Origin of the sequence: Streptomyces sp. NBC_00328 (assembly GCF_036139655.1) — a bacterium.
Classification (GTDB): Bacteria; Actinomycetota; Actinomycetes; order Streptomycetales; family Streptomycetaceae; genus Streptomyces.
On sequence record NZ_CP108013.1, the window covers coordinates 6,375,307 to 6,393,438 of the forward strand.

An 18,132-nucleotide genomic window follows, 5' to 3' on the forward strand; every position below is an offset into this window, starting at 1 on the left:
CCCTCCAGTGGTCCGCACGAGTTCGCGGATCACATGCAGGCCATAGTAGGCGCCGGCCGCCGACCGCCGTCGGGGCCTGTGGATAACGCTTTGACCTGCTGCTTTCTAGGAACAGACGGTGCCGCTCGACGGCACGGTTCCCTCCAGCAGGTAGCCGTTCACCGCACCCTGCACGCACTTGTCCTTGCTGTCGTACGCCCCGTGCCCCTGGCCCTTGTACGTCAGCTCGACTCCGACGCCCTTGCCGAGCGCGTTCACCATCGCCCGGGCTCCCTCGTACGGCGTCGCGGGGTCGCCGGTATTGCCGACCACGAGGATCGGCGCCGAGCCGGGGGCGCTGACGTCCGGGTGCTCGGCGGCTCCCGGCACCGCCCAGTCGGTGCAACTGACCATGCCCCAGGCCAGATAGTCGCCGAACAGCGGTGAGGCGGCCCGGAAGCCGGAAACCTGCGACTTCACATAGTCCGCGGTGTAACGCGGCTTGTCGTCGGCGCAGTTGATGGAGATGTTCGCGGGGGTGATGTTGCTGTACTGGCCGTTCTCGCTGCGCCCGTTCATCGAGTCCGACAGCAGCATCAGCACCTTGCCGTCGCCGTCGTAGGCCTGCTGGAGTCCCTCCGTCAGGTACTCCCAGAAGTCCTTGGAGTACAGCGACTGCGCGATGCCGCTCGTCGCGGCGGTCTGGGTGAGCCGGCGGGGGAAGACACCGGGGATCGGCTTGCTGTCGAGGTCCTTCAGTAGTCGGGCGATGCGGTCCTTGACGTCCTGCGGGCTGTCGCCGATGGGGCAGTCCTCGACCTTCGAGGTGCAGTCCTCGGCGAAGTTGTCCAGCGCGAGCTGGAAGCCCTTGGCCTGGCCGAGGGAGCTCTGTTCCGCGTTCTGGGTCGGGTCGACGACCCCGTCGAACACGGCTCGGCCCACGTTCTTGGGGAACAGATGGGCGTAGACGCCGCCCAGTTCGGTGCCGTACGAGATGCCGAAGTAGTGCAGCTTGTCGTCGCCGAGCACCTGCCGCATCAGGTCCATGTCGCGAGCGGCGTCCGTCGTGCGCACATGGGGGAGGACCTTGCCGGAGTTGTTCTCGCAGGCCGCGTTGAACGTTCTGGTGTTCCGCAGGAGTGCCTGCTGCTCGGCGTCGTCGTCCGGAGTGGCGTCCTGCTGGAAGAACCGGTCGAGCTGCTGGTCGTTCTCGCACTTCACCCCCGCGCTGCGGCCGACTCCGCGCGGGTCGAAGCTCACCAGGTCGTACCGGGTGCGCAGGGCGTCGTAGTCCTGGCCGAAGGCGGGCAGCGTGGCGACGCCCGAGCCGCCGGGTCCGCCGAAGTTGAAGATGAGCGAGCCGATGCGCTTGCCGGGGTCGCCGCTCGCCTTCGCCCGGATCAGCGCGATCCCGATCGTGTCGCCCTTGGGGTCGGACCAGTCGAGGGGCACCTTCAAAGTGGCGCACTGCCATTCCGCCCCACCCGGCAGAGGCGAGGGGGCGCTGCCGCCGCCCTGGGCCTCGGACGGCGCCGGGCACGCCTTCCAGTCCAGCTTCTGCGCCGTCAGATCCTCCTCCTTGGAGTCACCGCCGCAACCGGACACCCACGAGGCCAGCAGGACGGCGGTGACGAACACGGCGGCGGCGCGCGGGGACGGGTTCGGCATATTCCCCATCCTGCGGGCGGGCGGGGTGGGGCGCTCGGGGCGCGAGCCGTGTGGGTGAGGGCGCGACCGAGGGCCCGCGCCCATGGGTGCGGGCCGGGACGAGGCCGTCCGTCCGCCGCCGGTACGGACGGGGACGGGCCGTCCGTCAACCGCTGTCCCGGACAGGGCCGGGGGCTCAGCCCGCCGCTGGTACGGGCCGGCGCGGGCGCGTACGGGCGGTCCTCGCGAGGGTCTCGCGGGGGCCTTAGAGCGCGCCCTTGCGTGTCAGGTGGTTGAAGAACAGCCATCCGGGCAGCACCGGGAGCCACAGTGTCAGCAGCCGGTACAGCAGCACTGCAGGCGCCGCGACCTCCTTGGGCAGTCCGACGGCGATCAGGCCGACGGTGAGGGTCGCCTCGACCGCGCCCACACCGCCCGGGGTCGGGGCCGCCGAGCCGAGTGCGTTTCCGGCGAGGAAGACGACGGCGACGCTGGCGAGGCTGAGCGAGGTCGTCTCCGCGTTGCCGAACGCCCGGATCGACGCGTCCAGGCACATCACGAAGCAGGCCGTCAGCAGCAGCATGCCGCCGATGCCGGTGACGAGCTTCTGCGGCCGCTGCAGCACGTCCAGCATGCGCGGCACGACGCCCGCGAACAGCGACCTCACGCGCGTGGAGACGAACTTGCGCAGCAGCGGCACCGACGTCACCACGAGGATGAACACCGCGACCGTCAGCAGGCCCGCGATGACCGTGCGGGACGGCGACAGGGACGGCGTCTTCTCCGTACCGGTCAGATAGCCGAAGGACAGCAGCATCAGGATGTGGCAGCCGAGCCCGAACAGCTGCGACGCGCCGACACTCGCCACCGCGAGCCCCGGCCGTACCCCGGCACGCTGGAGGAAGCGCGTGTTGAGGGCGACGCCGCCGACCGCGGCGGGTGCCACGATCTTCACGAACGAGCCGGCGACCTGGGCCGCCGCGGTCCGCAGGAAGGGCACCCGCTCGGGTACGAAGCCGAGGAGGCTCATCGCCGCCGCGAAGTAGCTCAGGGCGGAGAACAGCGCGGCCGCCGCGACCCAGCCCCATTCGGCGTTGTCGAAGAGGGTCCCGAACTCGATGTGGGTGAGCTGGGTGAGCAGGAAGTACGCGCCGATCGCCCCGGCGATGAGACTGATCAGCGTGCGGGGCTTGACCCGCTCCAGCCGGGCCGGCTCCACGGGCGCCTGGGGTCTGATCAGCAGGACCTGATGGCGGATCTGGGTGAGCAGATCCTCTTCGCGTGCCTCGTCCAGGGCCTCGTCGATGGCTCGCTTCTCGGCGCGCTGCTCCGCGCGTACGGCCTTCTTGTCGGCCTTCTCCGGCAGGGGCCGGGCCGCTTCCCCGCCTTCCTCGGCCGCTTCCGCGGCGCGGGCGAGTTTGGCCTGACGCGAGGCCTCCAGTACCGCCTCGCGTTCGCGCTGCGCGCGCTCCCGGGCGAGTCTGCGCAGCGTCGCGCGCGTGGAGCGCGTCAACGCGATCGGCTGGAGCATGGGCAGGCAGTCCGCGACGGCGTCAGGGCCGAGCACGCCCACCGCGGACGCCACCGCGCGCTCGGCGCCCACGCGCAGCCCGAGGGTGGTCACGAGCTGGGCGATGTCCATGCGCAGCAGCAGATCGCCCGCCGCGATCTCGCCGCCGCGCAGATCCGTGAGGATCACCGTGCCGGAACGATCCACCAGAATCGCGTCGCCCGCGAGCCGGCGGTGCGCGATGCGCCGGGACTGGAGCGCCTGCACCTGGTGCCAGGTGTCGCGCAGCAGGTCGTCGGTGATCAGCTCGTCGGGCAGGGAGTCCAGGGTGTGCGCGCCGGTGTGCTCGTAGACGAGCATCACGGCGTCCGGGCCCAGCTCGGAGGTGGCGATCAGCTTGGGTGCGTTGGCGCCGGCCGCGATGGCCGCGTAGGCGAGGAGGGCTTCCTGCTCCAGGGCCTGGCGCAGTGACTGGAGGCTGCGGCGCGTGGTGATCCCGCGCAGCGTCAGCCGGCGCCAGGCGCGGTAGAAGAAGCCCTGTGCCTGCTGCTCGCGGTCGACGACCGTGACGTCGAGCGGTGGGCCGTCCTCCAGGGTGACGAAGTACCGCCGGCCGCGGTCTCCGCTCTCCGTGCTCTCCGGCATCTCCTCGCGGGCCGCGCTGACCGGGTGGAAGCCGACGTGCCGAAGGCCCGCCATCAGCGTCCGCCCGGTCGGCCGTACGTTCGGCGAACCGACCGCGTACAGCGTCCCGTAGGCGACGGTCCAGCCGATCAGCACCGTCAGAATGATCGAGAACGGGGTCGTGTAGCCGGTGACCAGCATGGAGAAGGCGTCGAGGAGCAGCACGACCCACAGGACCCCGCGCCAGCGCGGTCTGCGGGACATGCCGACCGCCGTCATGTAGGCGATGACCGGTGCGAGATAGCCGTGTACCGGGTCGGTGAGGGCGTGGACGTCACCGGGCGAGGGCTGGGTGAGCGCCTCCTGGATGGAGCCGGGGGCGCCCTTGGCGACCCACAGGTCCGTGGCGAGTGTCACTCCGTGCGCGAGGACCGCGGCGAGGACGCCGTCGGCGATGCGCAGTCCGTCCCGTTTGATCAGCCGCTCGATGGCGAAGGCGACCGGTACCAGGAGGATCGCGATGCTGGACGCCAGTCCAGCGATCTTGATCAGTAGATCGGGTGCCTGCCCGGTGCCCTTGTTGATGTCCTGTTCGAGGCCCGAGGTGGTGCCGTGCGCGAACGCGGCGATGGCCAGCAGCACCACGATCGCGAGAACGCCGACCAGGAGCCGCATCAGGTCGGAGGGGCGGTGCACGCGCGCGGGAAGCAGCGGTTCGTCGCCCTCGACCTCGTCCGCGTGGACCTCGTCCGCGCAGAGGGTGCCGCGCTCGGCCTGCCGCTTCTCGTCCCTCGGGGCCAGGGACGGGTTCGCCCGGGTCTCAGGAGACGGGGTCTCCCGGGCCTCGGGAGAGGATTCCGCGGCCTCGCCGGAGTCCGTGCCGCCCGTCACGGAGTCGGACTCGTTCGTCTTGTCGTCCGAGTCCTTCTCGTCGACGCCGTCGGTGTCCGGGCGTGACGAGGCAGCGGAGGTGCCCTCCGCGTCTTCGGGGTGCACGCCCTGCTGCCTCATGGTCTCTTCTTGATCTCGTATCACCAGTCACCGCCCGCACGATGGTGGCATGCCCGACCGACACACGGGGGCATCAGGGTGCAAATGCGGGGCGCGCAATCTGCTACAAGCGTCACCCGGCGGGAGGGAATATGCACAGTCGCCGCGGGGCCGCGTTGTCGGTGGGGTGGGGCAGGATGGGGCGGATGAGCGAGGAGAGGCTTCCGGCGGACGCGCTGCCGGAGTACGCGGAGCGGGTCCTCGACGTCGCCGAGCAGATCCCGCCCGGTCGCGTCATGACGTACGGCGACATCGCCGAATGGCTGGAAGAGGGCGGGCCGCGCCAGGTGGGCCGGGTGCTGGCCCTGTACGGCGGAGCGGTTCCGTGGTGGCGCGTCATGCGTGCCGACGGTGTGCTGCTGCCCGGCCACGAACTGGACGCGCTGGCCCGCTACTGCGCAGAGGGGACGCCTCTGAAGGAGGCGAGCCGGGCCGCCGCGGGTCATCTGCCACGCGTCGACATGAGACGGGCCCGATGGGACGGCGGCGAACGCGCGGAAGGTCACACCTGACAGCTTCCGGCATTCACGGGGCCGAAGGGGACACTGAGGCCCGTACGAGGGAAACGAGGCACATCCGTGACATGCCGTACGTTCGTGCACCACGGGACGCACGGGACGTGCGAGGCGTGAGGGAAGGATCGGAAGCCCTCCTTCCGTGAACCGGACCGGCGTAGCGTCGTCGGCACGCGTCCCCCTCACCCCGCGGTCACCGCCCTGCACGCGGCCGTCCGCCCACCCGTACGACCACCAGGACCGGCGAACCACGTGAGCTCCACTTCCTCCACCAGGCGCCTGACGTACCCTTCCGTGCGCCAGGGGGCCCGTGGTGCGTACCGGCTGGTGCGCACCGCTCCGGCCCGGGTGGATCCCCCTCGTCTTGACGCGGGACAGCGCGCGGTGGTTGACCACGGGAGCGGGCCGCTGCTCGTTCTCGCGGGTCCCGGTACGGGCAAGACGACCACGCTCGTCGAATCCGTGGCCGCCCGGATCGAGCGCGGCGGCGACCCGGAACGGATCCTGGTGCTCACGTTCAGCCGCAAGGCGGCCGTCGAGCTCCGCGACCGCATGGCGCTGCGCATAGGGGCCGCCCGCGCGCCCCGGGCCACCACGTTCCACTCCTTCTGCTACGCCCTGATCCGGGCCCACCAGGACAGCGACCTGTTCGTGGAGCCCCTGCGGCTGCTGTCCGGCCCAGAGCAGGACGTGGCCGTGCGCGAGCTGCTCGCGGGCCAGCCCGATCTGGAGCGGCTGGGTCTCGCCCATGTGCGCTGGCCGGACGAACTGCGCGCCTGTCTGACCACGCGCGGCTTCGCGGACGAGGTCCGCGCGGTTCTCGCCCGCAGCCGGGAGCTCGGGCTCGGCCCCGACGCCCTGGAGGCCTTCGCGCGGCGCATCGGCCGCCCGGACTGGGGCGCGGCGGCCGCCTTCCTCGCCGAGTACCTCGACGTCCTCGACATGCAAGGAGTTCTCGACTACGCGGAACTGGTCCACCGCGCGGTGCTCCTCGTGCGCCGCCCCGAGGTCGCCGAGCGGCTTGCGGCGCAGTACGACGCCGTCTACGTGGACGAGTACCAGGACACCGACCCCGCGCAGGTGCGGCTGCTGCGCGGCCTCGCCGGCGGCGGGCGCACCCTCGTCGCCTTCGGCGACCCCGACCAGTCGATCTACGCCTTCCGCGGCGCCGACGTGAACGGCATCCTGGAGTTCCCCGACGCCTTCCCGCGCGTGGACGGCCGCCCGGCCCCGGTCGAGGTTCTCGGCACGTCCCGCCGCTCGGGCGCCGATCTGCTGGAGGCCACCCGCCGGCTCACCCTGCGCATGCCGCTGACCCGGCTGCCGGCGCAGAAGGTGCGCGCCCACCGCGAGCTGTCTCCGGTGCGGGACGGGGGGCACGTCGAGGTCTACACGTACCCGACGTCCGGGACGGAGCTCGACAACATCGCGGACATCCTGCGACGCGCCCACCTGGAGGACGGTGTTCCCTGGGGAGAGATGGCCGTCCTGGTGCGCGCCGGTTCCCGCACGATCCCCACGATCCGGCGGGCGCTCACCTCGGCCGGCGTGCCCCTCGACATCGACGGCGACGATCTGCCCCTGCGGCACGAACCCGCGGTCGCGCCGCTGCTGACGGCGCTGCGGGCGGTGGCCCGCGCGGAGTCGGAGACCGGTACGGAAGGGTCGTCCGGTACGGAAGAGCCTTCCGATGCGGTGGAGCCGTCCGGCGCCGATGGGGTGTCCGATCCGGGTGGGATGTCCGGCGAGGACGGGATGTCCGGTTCCGCCGACGATCCGCGGGAGGGGACGGCCGGCGTCCGCGCCGCGTCCTGGCTCGACACCGAGACCGCGCTCACCCTCCTGGTCTCGCCTCTCGCGAGCATGGACGCCGCCGACCTGCGGCGCCTGGGGCGTGCCCTGCGGGAGGAGGAGCGGGCCGGCGGAAACCTCGTACCGCCGCCGTCCGACGTCCTGCTCGCCCGCGCGCTGGCCGAGCCGGAGCGGCTCGTCGCGCACGATCCCGCGTACGCCCGGGGTGCCCAGCGCCTCGGCGCGCTGCTGCGCAAGGCGCGTGAGCGTCTCGCGGGCGGCGGAACGGCCGAGGAGGCCCTGTGGGACCTGTGGGACGGCACGCCCTGGCCGCAGCGCCTGGAGCGGGCCGCCCGGCGCGGCGGCGCGGCCGGCCGCAACGCCGACCGTGACCTCGACGCCGTGTGCGCGCTGTTCGCGACCGCCGAACGCGCGGAGGAGCGCACCGGAGGCCGTGGCGCCCTGAACTTCCTGGAGGAGATCGACGCCGAGGACATCGCGGCCGACACGCTCACCCGCAGGGCTTTCCGCCCCGAAGCCGTACGCCTGATGACCGCTCACCGCTCCAAGGGGCTGGAGTGGCGCCTCGTCGTCGTCGCGGGCGTCCAGGAGGGTCTGTGGCCGGATCTGCGCCGCCGCGGCTCCCTGCTGGAGGCCGACCGCATCGGGCGGGACGGACTCGCCGAACCCCTCACCCCCGGGGCACTCCTGTCCGAAGAGCGCCGGCTCTTCTACGTGGCCGCCACCCGCGCGCGTGAACGGCTCGTCGTGACGGCGGTGAAGGCACCGGCCGACGACGGCGACCAGCCCTCCCGTTTCCTCACCGAGCTCGGCGTCGAACCCAAGGACGTGACCGGCCGCCCGCGCCGCCCGCTGGCCGTCGCCCCGCTGGTCGCCGAGCTGCGCGCCACCACGGTCGACCCGCGTGTCTCGGAGAGTCTCAGGCAGGCCGCCGCCCGCCGCCTCGCGCGGCTCGCCGCGCTCGCCGACGAGGACGGCCGCCCGCTGGTCCCCTCCGCGCACCCCTACCGCTGGTGGGGCATGTACGAGCCGACGGAGAGCAAGATCCCGCTGCGCGACCGAGACCAGCCCGTCGTGCTCTCCGGCAGCGCCCTCGACCAGCTCGCCAACACCTGCGCCCTGCAGTGGTTCCTCGGGCGGGAGGTGAAAGCCGACGCGCCCGCGACAGCCGCCCAGGGCTTCGGCAACGTGGTGCACGTCCTCGCCGACGAGGTCGCGTCCGGGCGCACCCCCGCGGATCTCGACGTCCTCATGGAGCGCCTCGACTCCGTGTGGAACGCGCTCGCCTTCGACGCGCCCTGGAAGTCCGCGCAGGAGAAGGAGCACGCGCGCGTGGCGCTCGAACGCTTCCTGAAGTGGCACGTCATGGACCGCACCGGCCGTACGCCGGTGGCCAGTGAGCACGACTTCGACGTGACGCTCGAAGCGGGCTCCTACGAAGTGCGCATCCGCGGCTCCATGGACCGTGTCGAGGCCGATACCGAGGGCCGCGCCTACGTGGTCGACTTCAAGACCGGCAAGCAGGCGCCGAGCGCCGCCGAGGTGACCCACCACCCGCAGCTCGCCGTCTACCAGCTCGCCGTCGGCGAAGGCGCGGTCGACGACGTCTTCGACGGCGTACGTCCCGAAGCGGGCGGCGCCGAACTCGTCCAGCTCCGCCAGGGCGCCGCCAAGAAGAACGGCGGCGAGACCCTTCCCAAGGTGCAGGCGCAGGAGCCGCTGGAGGGCGAGTGGGTCGGCGACCTGCTGGCGAACGCCGCCGGCAAGGTCCTCGACGAGCGGTTCTCGCCGACGACGGGCCAGCACTGCACGCACTGCTCCTTCCGGGCGTCCTGCAGTGCCCGGCCGGAGGGCCGCCAGGTGGTCGACTGAGCGGCTCCGGGGACATGACGTCAGTGAGTGACGCATAGCACGACATGTGCTGACCTGCGGTTCTTTCGCCCCGGGCGCTGATCTGCGCCGATCTGGCCACTACTGTCAGTGGACGCCGCTAGCCTCTGCGACATGCACGCCCGTATCACCGACCCCGAACAGCTCAAAGAGCTCCTCGGCATCCCGTTCACCCCGGAACAGACGGAGTGCATCACCGCGGAGCCCGCCCCGCAGGTGATCGTGGCCGGAGCGGGTTCGGGCAAGACCACGGTGATGGCGGCCCGCGTGGTGTGGCTGGTCGGCACCGGGCAGGTGGCCCCCGAGCAGGTCCTCGGTCTGACGTTCACGAACAAGGCGGCGGGCGAACTCGCCGAACGGGTCCGCAAGGCGCTCGTCAAGGCGGGAGTCACCGACCCGGACGTCATCGACCCCGACAACCCGCCGGGCGAGCCGGTCATCTCCACGTACCACGCCTTCGCGGGCCGGCTGCTGACCGACCACGGCCTGCGCATCGGTCTCGAACCGACGTCCCGGCTCCTCGCCGACGCCACCCGCTACCAGCTCGCCGCGCGCGTGCTGCGCGAGGCACCGGGCCCGTACCCGGCGCTGACCCGCTCCTTCCCCGACCTGGTCGGGGACCTCCTGACCCTCGACTCCGAGCTCTCCGAACACCTCGTGACGGCCGGGGACCTGCGCGCCCACGACGCCGAGCTGCTGCGCACCCTGGAGAGCGCGCGACTCACCAACGCGGATCTGCGCAAGGTCCCCGAGGCCGCCGCGGCCCGGCGCGAACTCGCCGAGCTGGTGGGCCGCTACCGCGCGGCGAAACGAGAGCGCGACCTCCTCGACTTCGGCGACCAGATCGCCCTCTCGGCCACCCTCGCCAGCACCCGTCCCGAGGTCGGGGAGATCCTGCGCGACGAGTTCCGGGTGGTCCTGCTGGACGAGTACCAGGACACGTCGGTGGCCCAGCGCATCCTGCTCGCCGGGCTGTTCGGCGGCGGCACAGGGCACCCCGTCACGGCGGTCGGCGACCCCTGCCAGGCGATCTACGGCTGGCGCGGCGCCTCCGTCGCCAACCTCGACGACTTCCCCGAGCACTTCGCGCGCCCCGACGGCCGCCCCGCCACCCGCCAGTCGCTCAGCGAGAACCGCCGCAGCGGCGGCCGCCTCCTCGACCTCGCCAACGGCCTCGCGGAGCCGCTGCGCGCCATGCACGCGGGTGTGGAGGCCCTGCGGCCCGCCCCCGGGGCCGAGCGGGACGGCCTGGTGCGCTGCGCGCTGCTGAGCACCCACGCCGAGGAGATCGGCTGGCTCGCCGACTCGATCGCCCATCTCGTACGCACCGGAAAGGCACCCGCCGAGATCGCCGTCCTGTGCCGCACCGCCACCGACTTCGCCGAGATCCAGGGCGCGCTCGTCGCCCGTGACATCCCCGTCGAGGTGGTGGGCCTCTCCGGCCTGCTGCACCTGCCCGAGGTGGCCGACCTCGTGGCCGTCTGCGAAGTCCTCCAGGACCTGGGGGCGAACGCCTCCCTCGTCCGGCTGCTCACCGGTCCGCGCTGGCGGATCGGCCCGCGCGACCTCGCCCTCCTCGGGCGCCGCGCCCGGCTGCTCGTGTCCCACGCGCGCGCGGGGGCCGACGACGACCCGGACCGAAGGCTCGCGGCGGCCGTCGAGGGGGTCGACCCGGCCGAGGTGATATCGCTCGCCGACGCCCTCGACACGTTCCTGGAGACGCCCTTCGAGGCCGCGGGGGACGACGACGGGCTGCCCTTCTCGCCGGACGCGCGCGTGCGCTTCGCCCGGCTCGCCGCCGAGCTGCGCGACCTGCGCCGCTCGCTGGCCGATCCGCTCATGGACGTCCTGCACCGGGTCCTCGCCGTCACCGGCCTCGAGGTCGAGCTCTCCGCGTCCCCGCATGCCCTGGCCGCCCGCCGCCGCGAGACCCTGTCCAACTTCCTGGACATCGCCGCGTCCTTCGCCTCCGGCGACGGCGAGGCGAGCCTGCTGGCCTTCCTCGGGTTCCTGCGCACCGCCGCGCAGTACGAGAAGGGGCTGGACAACGCCCTGCCCGGCGGCGAGAACACGGTCAAGGTGCTCACCGCGCACAAGTCCAAGGGCCTGGAATGGGACGTGGTGGCCGTCCCCGGCCTCGTCGACGGCACCTTCCCCAGCGGTCAGGGCCGCGAGAAATGGACCGCCCAGGGCAAGGTCCTGCCGCACCGGCTGCGCGGTGACGCCGACACGCTGCCCGACGTCGACACCTGGGACGCCAAGGGCATCAAGGCCTTCCACGAGGCCATGAAAGCTCACCAGCACACCGAGGAACTGCGCCTCGGCTACGTGACGTTCACCCGCCCCCGTTCGCTCCTGCTCGGCTCCGGCCACTGGTGGGGGCCCTCCCAGAAGCGGACGCGCGGCCCCTCGGACTTCCTGCACGCCCTCTACGACCACTGCGTGGCCGGACACGGCGAGATCGAGCTCTGGGCGGACGAACCGGCCGAGGACGAGGAGAACCCGGCCCTGCGCGCGGCGGCCGCCGACCACGCCTGGCCGCTCCCGCTCGACGACGAGGCCCTCGCCCGGCGCCGCGCGGCTGCGGAGACCGTGCTCGCCCACCTGGAGCGGGTCGCCTCCCACGACGAGGCCCACCCGGGCGCCGACACGGGCAGGGGCAGGAGGCACCCGTACCCGGCCGCCCACGACCCCGGCTCGCACGACGATCCGGAATGGCCGCCCCCGCCCGAGGACGACACCCCGCCCTACGACGAGTACGACGGGTACGACGAGGACGGCCTCCCCGAAGACGAGTTCCCCGAAGGGGGCCTTCCCGGAGAGCACCCCCCGCGGGCCGGTTTCCCGGAGAGCGCCCTTCCCGAAGGCGCCCTTCCCGAAGACGACGACTCGGACTGGGACTCCTGGGTGACGGAGCGGCCGGGAGCGCGCCCGGCCGGCCGCGGGAGCGAGCGTCCCATGGTGCCGCACCAGGCCCAGGGCCCCGCCGACCGCCTGCACCCCCGGGAGGCCGGGAGTGAGCGCCTCACGCCCGAGGAGGCGCGCGCCCTCGCGTCCTGGGACCGCGACCTGGACGCGCTCACCGGAGAGCTCATGCGCGCCCGCGCGAGCGTCACCCACGTCCCCCTCCCTGCCTCGCTCACCGCCTCCCAGCTGGTGCGTCTGGCCGCCGACCCGGACGGCTTCGCACAGGAACTCGCCCGCCCCATGCCGCGCCCCCCGCAGCGCGCCGCACGCCGGGGCACGCGCTTCCACGCCTGGGTGGAGTCCCGCTTCGAAGAACTGCGGCTGCCGATGCTGGACCCCGAGGACCTGCCCGGCGGCGAGGCGGAGATCGCCGACGAGCACGACCTGGAGACCCTGAAGGACGCCTTCGAACGCAGTCCCTACGCGCAGCGCACCCCGTACCGCGTCGAGGTGCCCTTCCAGCTCGCGATCGCCGGCCGGGTCGTCCGCGGCCGGATCGACGCCGTCTACAGGAACGGCGAAGGCGAGGAGACGACGTACGAGATCGTCGACTGGAAGACCGGCCACGGCCGCACGGCCGACCCGCTCCAGCTCGCGCTGTACCGCCTGGGCTGGGCCGAGCGGCAGGGAGTGCCCGTGGAATCCGTCACGGCCGCTTTCCTGTACGTCCGCGACGGCGAGGTCGTACGACCGGACGGCCTCCCGGACCGCGCGGCGCTGGAACGGCTGCTCACCGAGGACCCGACGGGTGTACACGACGAGGTTCCGGGAGAACCGCCGGACGAACACGCCTCCGTGGGCGGATAGGCTCAGGAACATGAGCAAGCCCGTTGACAACGCCGTCAGCACCGTCCGTACGTACATCGAGACCCACCGCGCCGCCTTCCTCGACGACCTCGGTCGGTGGCTGCGCATCCCCTCGGTCTCGGCTCAGCCCGAGCACGCCGCGGACGTGGCACGCAGCGCCGACTGGCTCGCCGCCAAACTCCGGGAGACCGGCTTCCCGACCTGCGAGGTCTGGCCGACCGCGGGCGCGCCCGCCGTCTTCGCCGAGTGGCCCTCCGCGGACCCCGACGCCCCCACGGTCCTCGTCTACGGACACCACGACGTGCAGCCCGCCGCCCGCGAGGACGGCTGGGACACCGACCCCTTCGAGCCGGTGGTCCGGGGCAACCGCCTCCACGCGCGCGGGGCCGCGGACGACAAGGGCCAGGTGTTCTTCCACACACTCGGCGTCCGGGCCCACCTCGCCGCCACGGGGCGCACCACCCCGGCCGTGCACCTCAAGCTGCTGATCGAGGGCGAGGAGGAGTCCGGCTCCCCGCACTTCCGCGAGCTCGTCGAGAAGCACGCGCGGCGGCTCGCCGCCGACGCCGTGATCGTCTCCGACACCGGCATGTGGTCCGAGGACACCCCCACCGTCTGTACGGGCATGCGGGGCCTCGCCGAGTGCGAGATCGTCCTGCACGGACCCGAGCAGGACATCCACTCCGGATCCTTCGGCGGTGCCGTGCCCAACCCCGCCACCGCGGTCGCCCGCCTGGTCGCGGCCCTGCACGACGAGCACGCGCGCGTGGCCGTACCCGGCTTCTACGACGGGCTCACCGAACTCACCGACCGCGAGCGCGAACTCTTCGCCGAACTGCCCTTCGACGAGGAACGATGGCTGCGCACGGCCAGGTCGACGGCCACCCACGGAGAGGCCGGTCACACCACCCTGGAGCGCGTCTGGGCCCGCCCGACCGCCGAGGTCAACGGCATCGGCGGCGGCTACCAGGGCGCGGGCAGCAAGACGATCATCCCGTCCTCGGCCCTGGTGAAGCTCTCCTTCCGGCTGGTCGCCGGGCAGGACCCGGACCGCATCGAGAAGGCCGTACGCGCCTGGGCGGCCGAGCAGGTGCCCGACGGCATCCGGCACGAGATCACGTTCGGCGCGGCCACCCGCCCGTGCCTGACCCCGCTGGACCACCCCGCCCTGCAGTCCGTCGTACGCGCCATGGGCCGGGCCTTCGAGCAGCCCGTCCGCTACACCCGCGAGGGCGGCTCGGGACCGGCCGCCGACCTCCAGGAAGTCCTCGGCGCCCCGGTGCTCTTCCTGGGCATCTCCGTTCCCTCCGACGGCTGGCACGCCCCCAACGAGAAGGTCGAACTCGACCTCCTCATGAAGGGCGTGGAGACGGCCGCCTACCTGTGGGGCGACCTCGCCGAGAACTGGCGCGAAACACACTGAACAAGCCGAACCGCAGCCCCAAGAGCGCACCGCACGCGCGTCCTGCTGAACCGCCCGCCGAAATAACCGTTCCACCGGGGGAGTTGGAAGCATCCGTGACCACCTGGACCGACCACAGTGCCGACCGTCCCATCTCGCTCACCGCTCCGAGCGGCATTGACCGGGCCGCCCACCACCGGCTCGACGAGGCCTGGCTCGCAGCGGCCTGGAGCCACCCCACGACCCGCGCCTTCGTGGTCTCCGGCGGTCAGGTGCTCATCGACGAGACGGCCGACGGCACCACCGAACTGCTGATGACGCCCTCCTTCGAGGCCCCGCTCACCGAGGCCCACCGCTATTTCCTGGGCACGGACGACGACGGGGTGAGCTACTTCGCGCTCCAGAAGGACGCGCTTCCCGGCCGTATCGACCAGTCCGCCCGCCCGGCGGGCCTGCGCGAGGCCGGTCTCCTGCTGTCCCCGCGCGACGCCGGTCTGATGGTCCACGCGGTCGCGCTGGAGAACTGGCAGCGACTGCACCGCTTCTGCTCCCGCTGCGGCGAGCGCACCGTCATCGCCGCCGCTGGTCACATCCGCCGCTGCCCGGCGTGCGGCGCCGAGCACTACCCGCGCACGGACCCGGCCGTGATCATGGCGGTCACGGACGACGAGGACCGCATCCTGCTGGGCCGGCAGGTGCACTGGCCCGAAGGCCGCTTCTCCACCCTCGCGGGCTTCGTCGAGCCCGGCGAGTCGATCGAGCAGTCGGTGCGCCGCGAGGTCTTCGAGGAGGTCGGAGTCACGGTCGGCGAGGTCGACTACGTCGCCAGCCAGCCCTGGCCTTTCCCCTCCAGCCTCATGCTGGGCTTCCGGGCCCGCGCCACCTCGTCGGAGATCGACGTCGACGGCGAGGAGATCGAGGAGGCCCGTTGGTTCTCCCGGGACGACCTGCGGTCCGCCTTCGAGTCCGGGGAGGTGCTGCCTCCCTACGGAATCTCGATCGCGGCCCGCCTGATCGAGCTCTGGTACGGCAAGCCCCTGCCGACCCGCAACGCCCCCTGAGCGGGCCCCGGACATGACGATGCCCCTCCGGCGAGCTCGCCGGAGGGGCATTGCCGTGCGCGCGTGAGGTCAGGCGGTGAGGGCCTGCTTCACCTGGGCGAGGCTCGGGTTCGTCATGACGACCTCGGCGCCGCCGGCGGCGACCACCAGGACCGTCGGAACGGTCTGGTTGCCACCGTTCGCCTTCTCGACGAACGCCGCGGACTGCGGGTCCTGCTCGATGTTGATCTCGTTGTACGCGATGCCCTCACGGTCCATCTGGCTCTTGAGCCGACGGCAGTAGCCGCACCACGTGGTGCTGTACATCGTCACAGTGCCCTGCATGTCTCATGCGCTCCTTCACGGCTTGGGGTGCTTGGTCGCTGCAAGTGGAACGCAGATCATCCGGTCACCATTCCCGTGGGGTATCGGGGACGCCCGCCGGGACGTGACGCTCGCCGCACCCGCGTCCCACCGCAGGTGACACGGTCGCGGCGAAGAAGGAGCGTGACTGCGGGGCATGGCCGAAAGGCGCCCCCGGTACACGCGGCGCACGTGACGCTCGCCGCATTCGTACGACCGCAGCCGTCTCCCTGTGGACAACCGGCTCACCCGCCTCCGCCGACCTGGCAGCATGGCTGTGTGACAGCAGCAACGCACTCCACCCTCTTCCCGCAGGTTCCGGACACGGCCGACGCGGTGCTCGACGGGCTCGACCCCGAGCAGCGCGCGGTCGCGACCGCCCTGCACGGTCCGGTGTGCGTGCTGGCGGGAGCCGGCACGGGCAAGACGCGGGCGATCACCCACCGCATCGCCTACGGGGTGCGCGCGGGGATCCTCCAGCCCTCCAGCGTGCTCGCGGTCACCTTCACCAACCGGGCCGCGGGAGAGATGCGCGGACGGCTGCGCCAGCTCGGCGCCGGAGGAGTCCAGGCCCGCACCTTCCACTCGGCCGCGCTGCGCCAGCTCCAGTACTTCTGGCCGAAAGCCGTCGGTGGCGGACTGCCCCGGCTGGTGGACCGCAAGATCCAGCTCGTCGCGGACGCGGCGGCCGCCTGCCGCATCCGCCTCGACCGGGGAGAGCTGCGGGACGTCACGGGTGAGATCGAGTGGTGCAAGGTCACCCAGACCATCCCCGCCGACTACGCCGCGGCCGCCGCCCGCGCCGGACGCGAAGCCCCCCGGGACCCGGCCGAGACCGCCAAGATCTACTCGGCGTACGAGGACCTCAAGCGTGACCGCGCGGTCATCGACTTCGAGGACGTCCTGCTGCTCACGGTCGCCATCCTCCAGGACCGGCACGACATCGCCGAGCAGGTCCGCTCCCAGTACCAGCACTTCGTGGTCGACGAGTACCAGGACGTCAGCCCGCTCCAACAGCGCCTCCTGGAGCTGTGGCTCGGTGAGCGGGACAGTCTCTGCGTGGTGGGCGACGCCAGCCAGACGATCTACTCGTTCACCGGTGCAACCCCCGACCACCTTCTCGACTTCCGCACCCGCCATCCCGGAGCCACCGTCGTCAAGCTCGTCCGCGACTACCGCTCCTCGCCCCAGGTCGTCCACCTGGCCAACGGCCTGCTCTCCCAGGCCCGCGGCCGGGCCGCCGAGCACCGTCTCGAACTGATCTCCCAGCGGCCCCCGGGCGCCGAGCCCGTCTACGCCGAGTACACGGACGAGCCCACCGAGGCCGAGGGCGCCGCCCGCCGCATCCGCGATCTCATCGCCTCGGGCGTCCAGGCCGGCGAGATCGCGATCCTGTTCCGCACGAACTCCCAGTCCGAGACCTACGAACAGGCGCTCGCCGACGCGGGTGTGCCCTACCAGCTGCGCGGCGCCGAGCGGTTCTTCGACCGCCCCGAGGTGCGCAAGGCGGGTGCGGCCCTGCGCGCCGCGGCCCGTTTCGGCGGCAACGACTCGCTCCTCGACGACGCCGTCGACCTGCCGTCGCAGGTCCGCGCCGTGCTCTCGGGAGAGGGCTGGACAGGCAAACCCCCGGCGGGCTCCGGCGCGGTCAGAGAACGCTGGGAGTCGCTGGCGGCCCTGGTGAACCTCGCGCAGGACTTCGCGATCGCCAAGCCCGGCGCGACGCTCGGCGACCTGGTGGCAGAACTCGACGAACGCGCGAGTGCCCAGCACGCCCCGACCGTGCAGGGCGTCACCCTTGCCTCCCTGCACTCCTCCAAGGGACTGGAGTGGGACGTCGTCTTCCTGGTGGGGGTCGCCGAGGGCATGATGCCGATCACCTACGCAAAGACCGAAGAACAGATCGAGGAGGAGCGCCGCCTGCTCTACGTCGGTGTCACCCGCGCCAGAGAGCGCCTCTTCGTCTCCTGGGCGCTCGCCCGCTCGCCCGGAGGCCGCGCGGGCCGGCGCCCCAGCCGGTTCCTCGACGGTCTGCGTCCCGGCTCCGTCGCCACGGCGGGCGGTCGCGCCGGCGCCGCCGGGGGCGGTATCGAGCGCGGCGCCACGAGAACAGACCGCGCCGCCGAACGGCGTACGAGCCGCAGCCCCGCGCGCTGCCGGGTCTGCGGGCGCACGCTCACCGACGCGGGTGAGATGAAGCTGATGCGCTGCGACGGCTGCCCCTCCGACATGGACGAGGGTCTCTACGAGCGGCTGCGCGAGTGGCGCGCGGTGCAGGCGGAGCGCAGCGGGCAGCCCGCGTTCTGCGTCTTCACCGACAGGACGCTGGTGGCGATCGCGGAGACCGCGCCGGACGACGAGGGCGAGCTCGCTCGCATCCCCGGCGTCGGTGTCCGCAAACTGAACCGTTTTGGAGCCGACGTTCTGGCCATCTGCGCAGGTCGGGAGGTCGCGGAACACGGTGAGGGCAACTGATTCAAACTCGTCGGGAAAATAGTTTGCGCATGCCCCGGCAATCCCCATAGG

General features: G+C 72.3%; 9 protein-coding genes. 6 read left to right on the top strand and 3 right to left on the bottom strand.

Going from position 1 to position 18,132, the window contains the following annotated elements:
* Positions 1–105: 105 nt before the first annotated feature.
* Together OG485_RS28085 and OG485_RS28090 are read right to left on the bottom strand one after the other, a co-directional pair.
* On the bottom strand, positions 106–1,647 hold the full coding sequence (locus OG485_RS28085) for an alpha/beta hydrolase (RefSeq protein WP_328671293.1): 1,542 nt from the start codon (positions 1,645–1,647) through the stop codon (positions 106–108).
* A gap of 244 nt (positions 1,648–1,891) precedes the next feature.
* Positions 1,892–4,771, bottom strand: a complete 2,880-nt coding sequence (locus tag OG485_RS28090) for a lysylphosphatidylglycerol synthase transmembrane domain-containing protein (protein ID WP_328671294.1) — start codon at positions 4,769–4,771, stop codon at positions 1,892–1,894.
* Positions 4,772–4,956: 185 nt separating this feature from the next.
* Between OG485_RS28090 and OG485_RS28095 the strand changes: the two genes are divergently transcribed.
* The 5 genes from OG485_RS28095 to nudC all read left to right on the top strand — a co-directional run bounded on the left by OG485_RS28095 (position 4,957) and on the right by nudC (position 15,264).
* Positions 4,957–5,322: an MGMT family protein gene (locus tag OG485_RS28095; RefSeq protein ID WP_328671295.1), complete on the top strand. Its 366-nt coding sequence runs from the start codon at positions 4,957–4,959 to the stop codon at positions 5,320–5,322.
* Between the two features lie 255 nt (positions 5,323–5,577).
* Complete coding sequence (locus tag OG485_RS28100) at positions 5,578–9,009, top strand: ATP-dependent helicase (RefSeq protein WP_328671296.1); 3,432 nt, start codon at positions 5,578–5,580, stop codon at positions 9,007–9,009.
* Between the two features lie 132 nt (positions 9,010–9,141).
* Positions 9,142–12,801 carry an ATP-dependent DNA helicase gene (locus OG485_RS28105; RefSeq protein WP_328671297.1) on the top strand — a complete coding sequence of 1,220 codons (3,660 nt, stop codon included), beginning with the start codon at positions 9,142–9,144 and terminating at the stop codon, positions 12,799–12,801.
* 10 nt (positions 12,802–12,811) lie between these two features.
* Positions 12,812–14,224, top strand: a complete 1,413-nt coding sequence (locus tag OG485_RS28110; protein ID WP_328671298.1) for a dipeptidase — start codon at positions 12,812–12,814, stop codon at positions 14,222–14,224.
* 95 nt (positions 14,225–14,319) lie between these two features.
* Positions 14,320–15,264, top strand: coding sequence for an NAD(+) diphosphatase (nudC, locus tag OG485_RS28115; RefSeq protein WP_328671299.1), 945 nt, complete (start codon positions 14,320–14,322; stop codon positions 15,262–15,264).
* A gap of 69 nt (positions 15,265–15,333) precedes the next feature.
* On the opposite strand, the gene OG485_RS28120 is transcribed toward nudC, so the two are convergent.
* Positions 15,334–15,588, bottom strand: a complete 255-nt coding sequence (locus OG485_RS28120; RefSeq protein ID WP_326785638.1) for a mycoredoxin — start codon at positions 15,586–15,588, stop codon at positions 15,334–15,336.
* Between the two features lie 297 nt (positions 15,589–15,885).
* Here OG485_RS28120 and OG485_RS28125 point away from each other — a divergent pair, with 297 nt between their 5' ends.
* Positions 15,886–18,081 (top strand): ATP-dependent DNA helicase UvrD2, encoded by a 2,196-nt coding sequence (locus tag OG485_RS28125; protein ID WP_328671300.1) that lies wholly within the window; start codon positions 15,886–15,888, stop codon positions 18,079–18,081.
* The last annotated feature ends 51 nt before the right edge of the window (positions 18,082–18,132 follow it).

What these genes read in the sequence shown, in the direction of transcription:
- OG485_RS28120 (WP_326785638.1), bottom strand. Translation starts at nt 15,588, where the DNA reads ATGCAGGGCACTGTGACGATGTACAGCACCACGTGGTGCGGCTACTGC.
- OG485_RS28095 (WP_328671295.1), top strand. Translation starts at nt 4,957, where the DNA reads ATGAGCGAGGAGAGGCTTCCGGCGGACGCGCTGCCGGAGTACGCGGAG.
- OG485_RS28085 (WP_328671293.1), bottom strand. Translation starts at nt 1,647, where the DNA reads ATGCCGAACCCGTCCCCGCGCGCCGCCGCCGTGTTCGTCACCGCCGTC.
- OG485_RS28105 (WP_328671297.1), top strand. Translation starts at nt 9,142, where the DNA reads ATGCACGCCCGTATCACCGACCCCGAACAGCTCAAAGAGCTCCTCGGC.
- OG485_RS28110 (WP_328671298.1), top strand. Translation starts at nt 12,812, where the DNA reads ATGAGCAAGCCCGTTGACAACGCCGTCAGCACCGTCCGTACGTACATC.
- OG485_RS28090 (WP_328671294.1), bottom strand. Translation starts at nt 4,771, where the DNA reads ATGAGGCAGCAGGGCGTGCACCCCGAAGACGCGGAGGGCACCTCCGCT.